The sequence below is a fragment of the Ferdinandcohnia jepli genome (assembly GCF_047246645.1).
GTDB lineage: Bacteria > Bacillota > Bacilli > Bacillales > Bacillaceae_L > Ferdinandcohnia.
Window position 1 is genome coordinate 59,039 of sequence record NZ_JBFOKR010000001.1, and the last position, 16,379, is coordinate 75,417.

At 37.3% G+C, this 16,379-nt stretch carries 11 protein-coding genes; 10 read left to right on the top strand and 1 reads right to left on the bottom strand.

Going from position 1 to position 16,379, the window contains the following annotated elements; all coding sequences use genetic code 11:
* Positions 1-153 precede the first annotated feature (153 nt).
* The 4 genes from AB3M96_RS00330 to AB3M96_RS00345 are packed head-to-tail and all read left to right on the top strand — an operon-like array spanning position 154 to position 7,798.
* Positions 154-1,170, top strand: coding sequence for a Wadjet anti-phage system protein JetD domain-containing protein (locus tag AB3M96_RS00330; RefSeq protein WP_412965557.1), 1,017 nt, complete (start codon positions 154-156; stop codon positions 1,168-1,170).
* The gene (locus tag AB3M96_RS00335; RefSeq protein ID WP_412965558.1) at positions 1,158-2,672 is read left to right on the top strand and encodes a replicative DNA helicase; all 1,515 of its coding nucleotides are present in this window, start codon (positions 1,158-1,160) and stop codon (positions 2,670-2,672) included. The genes AB3M96_RS00330 and AB3M96_RS00335 overlap by 13 nt, the downstream gene beginning before the upstream one ends.
* Positions 2,659-3,399 carry a DUF6063 family protein gene (locus tag AB3M96_RS00340; protein WP_412965559.1) on the top strand — a complete coding sequence of 247 codons (741 nt, stop codon included), beginning with the start codon at positions 2,659-2,661 and terminating at the stop codon, positions 3,397-3,399. Before AB3M96_RS00335 ends, AB3M96_RS00340 begins: the two co-directional genes overlap by 14 nt.
* Complete coding sequence (locus AB3M96_RS00345) at positions 3,362-7,798, top strand: coiled-coil domain-containing protein (RefSeq protein WP_412965560.1); 4,437 nt, start codon at positions 3,362-3,364, stop codon at positions 7,796-7,798. Before AB3M96_RS00340 ends, AB3M96_RS00345 begins: the two co-directional genes overlap by 38 nt.
* Positions 7,799-8,065: 267 nt before the next feature.
* Here AB3M96_RS00345 and AB3M96_RS00350 read toward each other — a convergent pair whose 3' ends face one another.
* Entirely contained in the window at positions 8,066-9,034 is a 969-nt protein-coding gene (locus tag AB3M96_RS00350) for a sugar phosphate isomerase/epimerase family protein (protein WP_412965561.1), read from the bottom strand.
* A 190-nt stretch (positions 9,035-9,224) separates the two neighbouring features.
* Here AB3M96_RS00350 and AB3M96_RS00355 point away from each other — a divergent pair, with 190 nt between their 5' ends.
* The 6 genes from AB3M96_RS00355 to AB3M96_RS00380 all read left to right on the top strand — a co-directional run bounded on the left by AB3M96_RS00355 (position 9,225) and on the right by AB3M96_RS00380 (position 16,379).
* Entirely contained in the window at positions 9,225-10,214 is a 990-nt protein-coding gene (locus AB3M96_RS00355; protein ID WP_412965562.1) for a LacI family DNA-binding transcriptional regulator, read from the top strand.
* Positions 10,215-10,238: 24 nt separating this feature from the next.
* Complete coding sequence (locus AB3M96_RS00360; protein ID WP_412965563.1) at positions 10,239-11,246, top strand: Gfo/Idh/MocA family protein; 1,008 nt, start codon at positions 10,239-10,241, stop codon at positions 11,244-11,246.
* A gap of 237 nt (positions 11,247-11,483) precedes the next feature.
* Positions 11,484-12,290: a sugar phosphate isomerase/epimerase family protein gene (locus AB3M96_RS00365; RefSeq protein WP_412965564.1), complete on the top strand. Its 807-nt coding sequence runs from the start codon at positions 11,484-11,486 to the stop codon at positions 12,288-12,290.
* A 20-nt stretch (positions 12,291-12,310) separates the two neighbouring features.
* Complete coding sequence (locus AB3M96_RS00370) at positions 12,311-13,318, top strand: Gfo/Idh/MocA family protein (protein ID WP_412965565.1); 1,008 nt, start codon at positions 12,311-12,313, stop codon at positions 13,316-13,318.
* A gap of 500 nt (positions 13,319-13,818) precedes the next feature.
* Positions 13,819-14,802, top strand: a complete 984-nt coding sequence (locus AB3M96_RS00375; protein WP_412965566.1) for an ABC transporter substrate-binding protein — start codon at positions 13,819-13,821, stop codon at positions 14,800-14,802.
* 74 nt (positions 14,803-14,876) lie between these two features.
* The gene (locus AB3M96_RS00380) at positions 14,877-16,379 is read left to right on the top strand and encodes a sugar ABC transporter ATP-binding protein (RefSeq protein ID WP_412965567.1); all 1,503 of its coding nucleotides are present in this window, start codon (positions 14,877-14,879) and stop codon (positions 16,377-16,379) included.

The window sequence follows — 16,379 nt, forward strand, 5'->3', positions numbered from 1 at the left end:
TCCTACTGCACCACTTCAAAGAATTTAGTACAATTGAAATTGAAAAGATTGTAAAATTTTAGGTAGATTTTGAGTGTTATGCAAGATAAAGTTAAATAAGTGAAGGTTGAATGTAACTGGTGCTTATTTACTAGGAAGCAGGGAGTGATACCTTTGGATGAAATAAGAAAAATATTGGCGACTTTTCAGAAAAAAACGGTTCAATTATCTGAACTTGAACAATTTTTTAAACCGTATTTCTATACATACGAAGATTTTTCAGATGCTTTGATACAACTGGAAGAAGAGCAAGTGTTAGTTATGGTCAAGTCGAAAGGGCGTACCGCAAGAACACCTTCTTTAGCCTTCCAATACCGTATTAATAAAAGTCTTTTAACAGAGGATTACCATAAAGAACTGCAACGTTATCGTACTGTTTTACATCCTTCTATTAACCTTGATGACTATTACGGTAAAGACCCTTCCATATGGAAACATGACCTCCCTTACCTTGAAAAAGTTAATCATTATTTAGAGACGAATTCATTCCCAAAGGAACAAGTCCCGGCACCGGAGAGAAGTTTTGAGTTAGTTGGAGATGAAAAGTGGATTATTGAAAAAGGTGGGAAGGAACTTCTTGAGAGAGTTGGTCTATATACTAAGCTTTCTATAATACCAGTCTCTGAACCTCTTATGTTTGCAATTAATCCCCTGAACATAAATGAAACAGTTCAATATCATTTAATTGTTGAAAATAAAACAACCTATCAAGGGTTATTGCCTGTCTTGAAAGAAACTATGTTTTCAACATTACTCTATGGACAAGGTAAGGCAATTATAAAAAGTATTGAACAATTTACTATGCAATACCCAGTTGAAGCTACTCATCGTTTCTATTATTTTGGTGACATTGACCTTGAAGGAATCTCAATTTGGTATTCTTTGCGTAAAAAGCAACTAGTAGATTTGGCAATACCATTTTATCAGGCATGTCTGCAAAAAGATTCAGTGCCAGGTAAAGAGTACCAAAAAGAGCGCAGTGACGCACTTGAGGAGTTTTTAGCTTCGTTTCCACTTGATGAGCAACAACAAATAAAAAGTATACTAAAAAGCGGACACTATCATCCTCAAGAAACACTACGAACAAAGGAACTACAGCAGATATGGAGGGGCACAAATTGGACAAGCTAGATTTACAGGAAATAACAAGTGGCTTTAGTGAGCGTATGAGAAGGCTTGCCCTTTTTGATCCTTTATATGAACTAGATAGAAAACGAGAGCTCGATTTAGAAAATAAAACAATTGATATGAAAGGGCTGGGTCTTTTAACGTTGCTGTTCTTTTTTGAACAGAAGCTTATGCGCCAATACAAAACAGGGATAAGACAGTTGGCTGATTTTTTGCGGCTACTTACAAAAGAACAGTACCACCTAGAAGATGATTCATATGAGAAATTAGCTCGCTCCATTATTCAGACCTTTCGCCCCACGACCGGAAGAAAGCGAGGCTACTCCTTTTTTAACTGGGAGGAAAACAAAGATGAAGTGATCGAGTATTCCATATTAAAGGCAAATGATTTTGATTTAAAAACCAATACTCAGTACTATACCCTAGATGAAGATGGTCTGGAGTTAGTTTTTGCAACAAAAGAGTTTTATAGTGAATTCCAGCTTTCTATTAATCAATTAATGCTTCGAAAGCAATTAGATAAGGGTGAATTTAAAGGCGCATTAAGGCAGATTAATGAGATGAGAATTGATGTTGAGAATTTAGAAGAAAGAATGAGTAAATTAAAACACGAAATTCAACGCAGTATTGTCTCAGAGGATACCTTTGACCGCTATAAACAGCTTTTAGAAGATATATATAGTCGCCTTACCCGCGAAGATGAAGAATTTAAGGAATTAAGGACTTTTGTGAAAGAAACCAGGGAACGACTGTATTCAAAGGATGTTCACCAAAAAGAGAAGAGAACTTATGAACTTGTATTAAAGATTACAAGAGAACTAGAAGGGGTTCATTATGAACACTCACGTTTACTCGAACAAACACTCTCATTAAAAAATACAACGTTGGTTACAGCACAAGAATCTTTATACTACACTGGAATTCAATCCTTTAACTTTGACCAGGACCTGGTAGCCAGAATCATTTCAACTCCACTTCCTCTTGATGCGATGAAGGGAATACTTCAACCATTTCTTAAGGTTGAAGAAAATCAATTTTGGTCACCTTTAGCTGTACTTGCTGAACAAAATATTTCGGAAGAACGGGAAGAAAAAGTTGAACAAGGCTTTATTGAAGTTGAAGGTGTAGAGCAAAAAGATCCATACCGACAATGGCTTACAACAAAATACCGTGACATTATGGAACTGTTTTTAGTTGCAGCAGAAAATGATAAAGGAGACAAGCTGTCTAACTTTATGGATTATCTGGATGCAATAGGTAAGTCTGACTTTTATCAGGAACGCTATTTTTATGAGTTCTGGCTTATACTTCACCAGCGTTCTCCACTTTCTAAGGGTGAGGATGAGGACGATAAGGACAACACATTACTAGGGGAAGCCTTAGCTCTATTAGGTGGTCGGAGATTAACCATAACAGAGGGGACTAGTATTATTAGACGTGTAGAGCGCTTCTCGATTCAAGAGATGATGTTCCACGTAGAAGGAGTAGAAGATGAATTATTCTGAGCAAAAAGTGATGAAGGCATTTCAATTATATACAAAGTTAGCCCGTGAAGGAGTAGCTGGTCTTGAAGCAGTTCAACAATATAAGGCTGATGATGATATTCGAAGCTTACTTGATGGATTTTGTCATGAAGTGGATTGTGTGATTATACGAACAAGTGAGCAGTTGTTCTTTGTGCCTCGAACAAAACTTTCCCCTTTTCATGTAAGCAATGACTGGATTAAACGCAATTACTTGCGTTCTGGTGCAACAAACGGAGATATTTATCTTTTATACTTTTCAACTATCATACTTTTTGGGAGTTTTTATGATACGTACCAGAGCCAAGAACCGACCAGGCAATTTTTACGGATTGATGAATGGGCTCATTTCATAAATGACCGTATTGAGCAATTGAAGTCCCATGATGCAGAGGAGTTAAGGGAACTTGAAAAAGAGTTTTCGTACAATTGGAGTTTGATTATTGAAAAATGGGATGATATGGACGACGTGAAGGAAACAGCAAAAAGACAAAGCGGAAACACGATAAGCCGACTGAGTTTTATTGATACAGTGAAGAGGTTCCTCGTTGATCAGGATATTGTCCAAGAGATTGGTAATGATGAGATTACCTTAACTGAAAAAGCCAAGACAATTATTCAACGATTTTTCATGGAAGTTGAGTACAATAAAGGGATTTTTGAATTTATTTATGGTTTTGAAAGGACTGAAGAAAATGCCATCCATTAGTAAGATACGGTTAACAAACGTTGTATACGAAGAGGGTAATAAGCGTTATAATGATGAGCTATTTTTATTTGACGGTCATAATGGTGCTATCCTTCTAGAAAATGGAGGCGGAAAAACGGTTCTTATTCAAACTGCTTTGCAAGCGATTTTACCACATGTTGATTTAGCAGATAGAAAAATTAAGAACACACTTACCCTTGAGAATGCACCCGCACATATTGCAATTGAATGGATTATGAGCGATCAACCTAGGCGCTATGTTGTTACAGCAGTATCTCTATTTACAACTAAACATGGTTTAGATTCACTACGGTATGTCTATGAATATGATCCACTAGACCATAACGGTATTGAGGGGATTCCCTTTGTTAAAGAAGGAAAAGACGGAAAACGTACAGCGGAACGAGGGGAGATGCAGGATTATTATAGCAATATGCGTGAACGTTCGTTCCTGGCAAGAACATTTAATACAATTAAGGATTATAAAGCCTTCATCGAGGAACAGTATCATATTATCTCAAGCGAATGGGAAAGTGTTGTGAAAATTAACAGTTCTGAGGGTGGAGTAGAGGCGTTTTTTGATGATTGTAAAAGTACAAACCAGCTTTTTGACCGCCTGCTTATTCCAACTGTTGAAGATTCAATTGTGGGTCATGATTCTTCCATCTTTGCGGATATGTTTGAGCAACAGCATACTAGCTTCAAAAACTATAAAAAGTTGAAAGAAACAATTGAAGAAAATAAGCAAATTCAGATCCAATTAGAGCAGTATGTAGAGACATTTGAAAAGCTTCACAATAGTGAACTGAAATATATACAATCAAAGCAACTGGCAAAGGGCCTGTGGAATGAGACACTTTCCCAGAAATATAAAATAAAAGATGAACAAAATGACCTGTACAATAAGTTAGAAGAGTGGAATAAGTCTAATGATAAACATGAAATTAAGGCGGCTTCCTATGATATTTTAGTAGAAGAAACAACGTATAACGAACTTGATACTGAATATAAAAAAGTACTAGGTGAAAAGGTTCAAAAAGAAGACGAATTAAAGCATCACCAAGCGGAGTATTACTCATTAAAAGTAGCTGAGCTTAAACAAGAAAAAACGGAACATGAGGACAGCCTCAATCAAATTAATGTAGAATTGGCTCAACTAGACAGGAATGAGGAACTGATCAACTATGAAGATCAGCATGAGGAAGCGAAACGAGCATTATTAGGTTATTTTTTAGAGGAAATGGAAAAGCTTGCTGATTTAAAACAAACTCTTTCTTACGAATTAAATCCTATTATCTTGCAAGTTGAAAAGTTGGAAGCAAAAAGTAATGAATTCGAAAACAATATAAAGTTGTTAGAAAAGACACTTTCTGATAGTAATGGTCTCATAAAAAATCGTTTAAAAGATATGCAGAAGCTTAAGCAGATTCTACTTGCAAACCCTGAACAAGAAGACATAAAAAGTGAACTAGCAAAATGGCAGCAGCGTTCCCAATTTTTAGACGATGAGATCATACGGTTAGTTCAAGAAGAAAAACAACTTATTGCTGATATCAGGGAAGCGGAAGTAAGAAAAGAAGCATATCAATCAGAGCATCTAGAGGTAAATGCTAGAGAACAAAGTGTAGCTTCCCATTTGTCAGCGATTGAAAAAGCAGAAAAGATAGTAATCAATTCTCTTACTTCGGTTAGACCTCAATGGGAAAGTATTGAAAGTTTATATTTAAAACAGGATTCTATTGATTCAAGGATTACTGATGAGATAGAAAAGCTGCAACGGGAACGCAACTCACTTTTATTACGTGAACGAATTGCCCTAAGATATGTGGATGATTACGGAAATCAAGAGGTTTTCTTTGGTGACCCTTATATTGAGGAACAGCTGAGTTCATGGAAGAATCAGGTCGATTATTTGGTCACTGGGGTCGAATATTTTCAATCTCTGGATACAGCTGATCAAGAAAAGCTAAGGGATTATTTTTTGTGGCCACTTACCTTAATTACGACCGGAAAGGCTAAACAACAACTAATACAAAAAATCAATCATGTTTCGGATCGGATTCAGTTTCCTATTACTGTTCTTTCAACTGAAGAAGTTGTAGGCCTAAAAGATGATGTGAATGAGAATTGGATTGTACCATCACACTGGAAAGATAATATAGATTTAAAGGTTTTCAACGATTGGAAAGAGCAGATTGAAAGTAAAGCACAAAGTATTACGAAAAAGAGAATAGATAAAGAGAATGAAAGTAAACGCTGGGAAAGTGCAAGGCTGGAGTTTACTAATTTCCTCAATCAGTATCCGTATGGGGAATATGTGGCTTTAAAAGAAGAACTCGTCAAACTAAAGAATCTTGTGGAAGAACTGAGTTTGAAAGTCAGTAGTGAAAGAAGTAAAGTTGAATCATTAAATGCCAAGGTCTCAGTAAATAAATCTACTATTGAGAGTCACCGTTCAGAAAAACAAGGATTAGATAGTAAAATTGAACGAGGATATGAGTATATCCAATACTTTAAAGAGGTTGAGGAAGCTAGACGAAAAGAAATAAGTGTTCGTGACTCATTAGGATTGGCAGTTAAAGAAAAGGAAAAAGTTCAAAAGCTGCTATCCGCTACTTTGGAAGATAAAAACAGTCTTGAGAGTCGTTTGAAGGATATCGATAGTAAAGTAGCCTTCTTAAATGAAGAAGATGATTACCAGGACCTTAAAGCATTAACTCCTCTTTTTACTGGAAAAAGTAAAAAGGTAATAAAGGACCAAATCTATGATTTAGAGTTAAAAATTCGTCAGATTAATGTATCGCAGGGAGAATTATTAGCTAGACGGGAAGGTATAACTAGAGCATTATCTACATTGGATCAACGAATAGCAGAATTTGTTAACGAGCATAGCAATATTGATGAAAATCGTAATTTTCCTATTGATGGTAAGCAGTTACTAAAAAATATATGGATAAAGCTTAAATCGTTAAAGAATGAAACCGATTCTATTACTAATGAGTTGCATACGAAAAATTCCAGTAGAGAAAAACAAAAGGGTAAGTGGGAATTGAAAATTGAGCAATATAAAGAAAGATTCGACAATATCGATATCATTCAGTTTTCAATGGATATTTCTGAGATAGCAAAAGAAATTGATTCTGAAAAAAACATACTAATAGAGCGAAAAGAGTATATAGACCAGGAAATAAAGAGACTTGACAGAGAGATAAGAAATATTGAAGAAGCTGAACATGGTCTTGACCGATTTGTAGAGGGACATCATTTTACAGCCCCAGATATTGTTGCCATACCGTTAAAATCGGAAGAATTAATGGAATATATCTATAATAGAAAAAAAGTTGTTTCATCGATTACGGATGCATTAACAAATCATAAAGAGCTTGTGGAAAATGAGAAAAAGAAAGTAGAGATTTCAAAACGAAGATTTAGAGAATTCTGTTTGAATCGCATTTCAGATATTAAATTGCAGAATATGGCGATAAACGGTGTTGAGACTAAGCAAAGTTATCAAGACATTATTGAATTTAAGAAAAATATGATGATTCGAATCGATAACATCTCGAAGTATGCGAACGAGCATATTAGGAAAAGTGATGAAGATTTACAATTATTTATTAATCAGATCCATTCCCATTTACAAACACTTGTTGAGGAATTAAGGCAAATTCCAAAGAAAACAAAAGTAAAAGTAGGCGATGATTGGAAACAAATCTTTACATTTTCTATACCGGAATGGGAAGAGGAAGTCGGAAAAACGAGGATAAGAGATTATATTGAATGGATTCTCCAACAATTAGAATCTGACCGGTTTTTAAATCAAGATGGAATTCAAGATGATGGAAAAATACGTAAAGAAGTTGAAATGTGGCTACAATCCAAACAACTAATCCAACAAGTAATGAACAACGAAGTCATGAAAGTTAGTTGTCGAAAAGTAACGAATGATAATAAAGTAACAACACGATCCTACTCATGGGAGCAAAGTAATGTCTGGTCTGGTGGGGAAAAATGGAGTAAAAATATGACACTTTTCCTTGGTATCCTCAACTATGTTGCTGAGAAAAAACAACATATTCAACCAAACATGAAACGCCATCGTTCCGTTATTCTAGATAATCCGTTTGGAAAAGCATCCAGCGACCATGTTCTCAGCCCAGTATTCTTTGTAGCCGAACAATTAGGATTTCAAATTATTGCCTTAACTGCTCACGCAGAAGGTAAGTTCCTACAGGATTACTTTCCTGTCATCTATAGCTGCCGTCTAAGAGCATCAACCGATTCAAATAAAAAGGTAATGACAAAAGAAAAATGGCTTCACCATGCATACTTTCAAGACCATGATCCTAAGACAATTGACCGATTAGGGGAGACCGAACAATTGGTGCTGTTTGACTAAGATGATAGTTTAATGGCAATTTTGTATTCAGAGTTTATCTCGTCGTGAGGGCGTTCATCGGGCTAATGAACGCCCTCGCGTTGCGATATTTCATCTTGAGGTCACTCATCGGGCTAAAATACTGAAAAAGTTTAGACGTATATAACCATCCAAAAAAGCATGTGCCCACCCCGGCACATGCTTTTATTTTAGTATTCATTAAAGAGTCCAGCGGAATTCTTGGACAAGGGACCTGTCCCTTCGTCCCAGCACGCACCTGTTATAGTCCTATGACCACCACATATCCCCAATAGATTCCTTAACCATCACTGGTTTCAACGTGTTGACTGCTTTTGTGAAGCCTTCGTCGATAGACATTAGTCCGTCTTCGTGTTCGATACTTACGACGTAGTCATAGCCATATAGACGCAGGGTACTCACCATATCGGCCCATACTTTTGAGTCGTGGCCGAAGCCAACTGTGCGGAAGTACCAGGCGCGGTTTCTCATATCAGAGTAAGGTGTCATATCTGTTAATCCGTTGCGATTCATGTTTGGTTGGTCGATAATAGTGTCTTTAGCATGGAAGTGGTGAATCGCATTTTCTCGTCCTAGTATTTTAATAGATTCTACTGGGTCAATGCCTTGCCACCACATATGGCTTGGGTCAAGATTGGCACCGATTGCCTGGCCGCATTCCTCACGTAGTCGAAGCAGGGTAGCAGGTGTATGTACAGAGAACCCACCATGTAATTCAAGTCCGATCTTAACATTATGTTGTTCTGCGAAGGCTGCTTTTTCCTTCCAGTACGGAATCACTTTTTCTTCCCATTGCCATTTTAAAATTTCCTGATATTCATTTGGCCATGGTGAAACTGGCCAGTTCGGGTATTTCGCACCTTCATGGTCACCAGGGCAGCCTGAGAAAGTATTCACTACAGGAATTCCTAGTTTACTAGCAAGCTGTACTGTCTTTGTAAATACTTGATCAGCTTCTTCTGCAATTGGCTTTTGTGGGTGGAGCGGGTTACCGTGACAACTTAAAGCGCTTACAATTAAGCCGCGAGACGAGATTTTTTCCATAAACTCTTGCTGTTTTTTCTCATCATTCAATAATTCATCAAGCTTACAATGGGCATCACCAGGGTATCCACCAGTGCCGATTTCAACGGCTTCAATGCCTTTTGCAGCAACGTGGTCTAACATATCATCTAATGATTTATCCGAAAATAGAACTGTAAAAACTCCTAACTTCATCGTATGACCTCCTTAATCGTTAATGTAATCCGTTACATACGATTATAACAAAAATAATTACCAAAACAATACCAAAAAACCTAATTATTTTCTTCAAAAGTTAATTATTGACAAACAAATCAGTGAATTTTACAATTGTACTTGTAATCGATTACAAAAAATGAACATATAATTGAAAGTGGGAACCATCATGGCAAATATTCAACAGGTAGCTCAAAAAGCAGGTGTTTCCGTTGCAACGGTTTCGAGGGTCCTCAACAACGCTACTTCTGTAAGCCCGAAAACAAGGCTGAAGGTTGAAAATGCTATTAAAGATCTAAATTATGAACCAAGTATGCTAGGCAGAAATCTACGAAACTCAGAAAGTCGTCTTTTATTAGTGCTACTACCGAGTATTTCAAATCCTTTTTACACAGAAATAATTAATGGTATTCAGAATACAGCCATTGCTAACAACTATAACATCCTTCTATGTGAAACTGATTCGAGTCCACAGCGGGAAAATATTTATTTTAATATGATAAAAAATAAGCTGGCTGATGGTGTTATCTCAATGGATCCAACAGTTAATATGCAAAAACTGACTGAATTAGCTGAGCATTATTCTGTCATTCTGTGTAGTGAATATGAGGAAGGCGGTAGTATTCCATACGTTACGATTGATAATGAATTAGCAGCCTATCAAGCTGTTAAACATCTGATTAAACTGGGTAACGAAAAAATTGCACTCATTAATTCAGATGAGAAGTTTTTGTATGCTCGGCAACGGAGAAGTGGGTACGAACGTGCATTAAAGGAATTTAATCTTCCAATACGTGACGAATGGATTTACCACACAAAGGAGCTTGATTTTCAGAGTGGTATTCAAGCGATGAGAATGCTGCTTCAATTAGAGGAAAAGCCGACCGCTGTTTTTGCTGTATCTGATACATTGGCAATTGGAGCATTGAAAGGTATTAATGTTAGTGGCCTACATGTACCAAATGATATAGCAGTAGTTGGTTTTGACAATATTTCATTTTCTAATATGACAAACCCAACTTTAACAACGATTTCTCAGCCAATGTATAAAATGGGTACAATTGCTGCAAACATGCTGATATCTAGCATTAAGGGTGAAAAAGTCGAAAATATCGTCTTAGACCATGAGTTGATTATCCGTGAGTCAACAATGGGATAAGAAGGGAAAAGGAGGTTGTGAGTTATGGGAATAAAAGTAGGCATCATTGGGTGTGGCTCGATCACAAAGCACCGACATGCACCTGAGTATAAAGCCAATCCGCATGTGGATGAAATTGTATTTTATGACCGTAATCCAGAAAGATCTCATGCACTAGCAAAAGAATTTAATGGAACTGTTGTTGAAACAGTTGAAGAACTTTTTAATGATCCAACGATCACAGCAATTAGTGACTGTTCTTCAAATGAAGCACATCATATCAATACGACTCAGGCATTGTTAAGTGGAAAGCATGTATTATGTGAAAAGCCATTGGCGATTAGTGTCAAATATGCCGAGGAAATCCTTGAGGCCGAGCGAAAGTCCGGTAAGAAGTTGATGATTGATCAAAACCAACGTTTCACAAAAGCTCATCAAAAAGCGAAGGAACTTCTTGATAAAAAGGAACTAGGTGAGGTATTAACTTTTAAAACGTCATTTGGCCACCAGGGTCCTGAAACTTGGGGCGTTGACAAAACAAATGCTACTTGGTTTTTTAAGAAAAGTCGCTCACATTCAGGTGTAGCAGGAGATCTTGGAATTCATAAAATTGATTTGATTCATTATCTTTTGGATGATGAAATAGAAGATGTGCACGCCTTTCACGGTGCGTTAGACAAAGTTGATGAAAATGGTAACCCAATTGAGGTTTGCGACAATGTCGTATGCGCATTAAAAACGAAGAAAGGGCGCTTAGGTACAGCATCTTTTTCGTGGACCTATTACGGTTCTGAAGATAATTCAACAACGATTTATTGTCAAAAGGGAATTCTTAAAATCTATCAAGACCCCGAAGCACAGCTTGTAGTAGAAATGAAGGATGGAACTACTGTTAAATATGAACTAGAACCTATTCAAACAAATGAAAACCAAACACTCTCCGGAGTAATTGATTCATTTGTAGATGCCATCATCAATGATAAAGAGCCTATGGTAACAGGACAGCAAGCACTTGCGTCACTTAAGGTGGTTGAAAAAATCCTAGGTTCATAAAATCATTTTGAAAACGGTTACTTATTTTTGCTAGAGTATCATATATATGACTAAGGTACTATTAATGGATAAGTAAAAATATTCAAAATTCATTGACTGAGATATTATTTTCTTTTATGATAAATGTAACGGATTACATACGGACTAAAATAGTTCAAGTTGCATCTTTGATATTGGTTGTACAATGTACCGCCATTACAGTATGTAATCAATTACATATTTGACAGGAGGGTTGACATGTTACAACAGCTTGCGATCAATTCCAATACATACCACGGCTATTCTTTAGAGGATGCAGTAAAAGGAGCAAGTGAAGCAGGGTTCACCCAGATCGAGTTAGCTGCCGTAAAAGACCATACAGGCCATGTATTACCGGAGATGTCATCAAAACAATTATCCGAGATTAAGGAATTACTTCGATCGTATGGAATGAAATGTGTAGGCATTGGTGCACATAGTAACGTAATGAGAGAGGATGGCATCGCAAATTTACTAAAAAGCATTGATCTGGCAGTGGAATTTGATTGTAAGTATGTCATTACTGCAACAGGTGATGCGCATAATGATGCAGATGTCATTGAAGATGAAGCAGTTTTGGTAAAGAATTTAGAACCAATTATCGAGAAATGTGAGAAATTAAATAAAGTTCTCGTACTTGAAACACATGGTAATAACTTTGCTACAGGCACATCTTTAAAAAAGCTGGCACAATCATTGAATGACCGTGTCAAAATTAATTATGATACGGCGAACGTCATCTTTTATGGGAATATCCTTCCTTATGAAGACTTGGAGGCTTCGGTAGACTATGTTGAGTTTATCCACTTAAAGGATAAGCTTGGAGCGTATAATGAGTGGAATTTTCCTGCTATTGGAGATGGAGAACTAGACTTTTCTAAACTATTTAAACCGCTTACAAATGCAAATTATAAGGGTCCAATTAGTGTGGAAATCGAATTTACTCCTGCTGGTCCCGCCAATCTGGATGAAGTGAATGAAGCGGTAAAAAGGTCTTTCAACTATCTTACAAGATTGCTAGGGTAAGAGGATAGAAGGAGGACATAATGAAAAACATTGGTCTTGTTGGGTTAGGTTTTATAGGAAAAACTCATTATCAAGCCTACCAGCAGCTTACTAACTGCAAGGTAGTGGCGATTTGTACGAGAAAAGAAGTGCATGATCAGGAAATTACGAGTACTTTTAAAGGTTCCTTTGTCTCTGACTATGAAGAACTATTAAAAAACAAGGAAATAGATATCATTGATATCTGCTTACCAACCTTTTTACATGAAGAATATATCGTCAAGGCAGCTAGGGCTGGAAAGCATATCATTTGTGAAAAACCACTAACATTAACGATGGATTCTGCACATCGAATCATTGAAGAAGTTACAACACATAATGTGAAGTTATTTGTTGGGCATGTACTACGATTTTGGCCGGAGTATCAGGCTATCAAAGCATATAGTGAATCTGAGCAGTTAAAGGATATTGATATTGTTCATGCGAAGCGGTTAGGTCAAACGCCTACTTGGAGTGATTGGTTTCAATACCCTGAAAAAGGCGGGAGTGCTCTGTACGATCTTCATATCCACGATATTGACTTTCTCACCTATTTACTAGGGGAAGTCGAGTCGGTATATGCGGTTGGAAATCAGAACAAATATGGTGCATGGGACCATGTGATGACAACTCTCACCTTTACGAATAAAAGCAAGGCGTTTGTTGAAGCATCACAACGTATGTCAAACGGATTCCCTTTTACCATGTCACTTCGAGCACAAGCATCTCAAGGTACACTGGATTTTCAAATCGCTGCAGGTGAAAACATTGAGAATATTGAAGAGAATAACAATCAATTACTCTACTATTCCAATGGTCAATCATCCGCTATTGAATATGAAAAAGTTGACGCTTTTCAAAATGAATTAATGTATTTTGTAAATTGTATAGAGAAAAATGTAGAAAACACAGTAATACCTTTGGAGGATGTCCTTTATACATTACAAGTATTGAAGGCAATCGAACGCTCCTTAGAAACAGGAAACATAGTGCATTTATATGAAAATTGAAAGCGCTTAAGAATAACATCTTAGTATTTTAACTTTATTCAGCAAAGTTCCCTACTTCTATAAGTGGGAGAGGAATGCAAAAAGAGTATACATTTCAGACGGGGTTCAAACTCCGACTGAATAAAGTTAAAGCCTCCGGCGGATCCTCGATTTTTAAAAGGAAATTTTTCCGGCATTAACTGGCATTAACCCCCGTGGGGGGAACTGCCAGTTAATGCCGGAAAGTGAACACAGACCAACAGCGCCACGTCCTGTGGCAACGTCTGTGTGACCCACTTCCTGTGGGCCGCAACTAACAATCAGTGGGGAATGAAGCCCCCCTGCTTGAAGTTTCACCTTATCGAGCAAGCTCGAAAAAATCGGGCGCAATTACGCCAAGGCGCATTTGATCAGTATAGCCTTTCATGAAACTTCAAAGAGAGAGACTAAAAGTTTATTGAAGAAGGTTTCAAATCTATTTTTTAGATTTCTATTTTAACTAATTAGGGGAGGTTATTTTAATGAAGAAAGCTTTTAATTTGTTTATGTTGCTGTTATTGATTATGATTCCACTTTTAACTGCATGTAATTCAGAAGGTACAAGTAATGAACCAGGTGATGATGCGAATTCTGGTGATTCAGGAGATAAGCATAAAATCGGAATTCTGGCACCTGCTGTTACACATGGTTGGGTAGCTGCGGTTGCTTACCATGCGGAAGCTCGTGCAAAAGAACTTGGTGATGAAATTGAGTACCAAATTCAAACAAGTAGTAATGCCGAAGAAATGACTTCACAATTAGATGATTTGATGACATGGGGAGCAGAGGCAATTGTTGCATTCCCACAATGGGAAGGTATGGAAGTGCCAATTCAACGTGCATTGGATGCGGGTATCGAGGTTGTAAACTTTGATATCGTAATTGATGCGGAAGGTGTATACCGTGTTGCTGGTGATAACGAAGACATGGGTGTTCAAGGTGCAAAGTACATTGTGGATAAAATTGGTACAGAAGGTAATGTAGTAGTCCTTGAAGTTCCTACTTCAGGATCAGTATCAGAACTACGTACAAAAGGTTTCGTTGACACAATGAAAGAAATCGCACCAGATATGAATCTATTAACATATGCTACACAATTTACACGTGAAGACGGATTAAAGGACTTCGCTGACATCTTAACAAGTAATGCTAAAATTGATGCTGTTTACTCTTTAGACGATGAAACTTCTATTGGGGTACTACAAGCGATCAGAGAATCAGGTAGAACAGACATTAAGGTCGTAACTGGCGGTGGAGGTATGCAGGAATACTTCAAAATGATGCCAGAAAACGAAGACCTTTGGATTCAATCCGCACTATACAGCCCAGCAATGGTTAAAGATGCTGTAGACGTAGCGCTTAAAGTGTTAAAAGGTGAAGATGTTGAAATGGAAACAATCATTCCAACAACAGTTGTTGACAGAGATAACTATGAAGAATTCCTTGATGCAGGTTCGCCGTACTAAGTTGTAGACTTTAAAATGAAGAGGTTATGGCAGAGCTATAGCCTCTTTTTCTTCAAAGAAATGGGTGTGATTTCATGATTGTAGAAATGAAAAATATCGTCAAGTCGTTTGGAAGTAATGATGTACTAAAGGATGTATCTCTAACAATAAAAGGTGGAGAAATATGTGCGCTTTTAGGTGAAAATGGTGCAGGAAAATCAACACTTATGAACATCCTTGGTGGGGTGCATCAAATGGATTCCGGTTCCATTTTAGTAGATGAAAAGGAAGTTGTGTTTCTAACACCAGCTCATTCCCAAGAATCCGGGATTGCCTTTATTCATCAGGAGCTTAACTTAATTAATGACTTACCAATCTATGAAAATATGTTTTTAGGAAGAGAACTAAAAACAAAACGAGGTTTTTTAGATCTGGAAAAAATGCGCCAAGAAACGGAAAAGATGTTCAAGCAAATGAACATTAATCTGGATCCGGATACAATGGTTCGCGACCTTGACGCTTCTTATAAACAAATTGTTGAGATTTGCCGCGCGATGATGACAAACGCTTCCATTATCATTATGGATGAGCCGACAACATCATTAACAGAGCAGGAAATTGAACGCGTTTTTGCGATGATGAAAACATTACAAGAGCACAATGTAGGGATAATATTTATCTCCCATAAATTAAATGAAGTGATGCAAGTTTGTAGTCGCTATGTTGTTTTGAGAGATGGGAATCTAGTTGCTGAGGGAAATGTTAGCGATGTAAACACTAACGATCTGGCTCGTTTTATGGTTGGGTATGATGTGAGAACTGAACCGTTACTACGAGAGAAAAAACTTGGTGAAGAAATTATCCGTGTCGAAGGATTAACTTATAACCATGCTTTTCGTGATATAAACTTTTCGATTAGAGCAGGTGAGATCGTAGGATTTACCGGTCTTTTAGGAGATGGGCGTAGTGAACTCTTTTTATCGATTTTTGGAGCAGAAAAAATTTCATCCGGAAAAATCTTTTTAAATGGCAATGAAGTGAAAATTAATCGTACAACCCAAGCTATCCAGGAAGGTATTGCATATCTACCTCGAAATCGAAAAGAAAATGCCATCATCAAGGATATGGACATCATGGAAAATGCGTCAATTGTTACCTGGCCGAAATTTTCGAACAGAGGAATTATTAATACGAAGAAGCATAAGGAAACCTTCGCAGAGCACCGCCAGGCTCTTCGCTTAAAGATGGGCGAGCTTACAGACAGTATTACAAGTCTATCAGGTGGAAATCAGCAAAAGGTTGTTCTCGCGAAATGGTTAGCTGCAAACCCTAAACTGCTAATCTTAGATAACCCTACCCAAGGTGTGGATGTAGGAGCCAAAGAAGATATTTATGACATAATCTTAAAACTAGCTGAAGAAAACATTGCTGTAATCGTACTCTCCAGCGAAGCAAATGAAATTATTCGTGTTTGTGACCGAGCGCTTGTCATGTACCATGGCGTCATTCAAGGAGAGGTTGCAGGTGAGGCTATGAATGAGCACACGATCATGAGTCTTGCTACCGGTGGGGACTTAGGTAAGGGAGAGGTAAGCTAA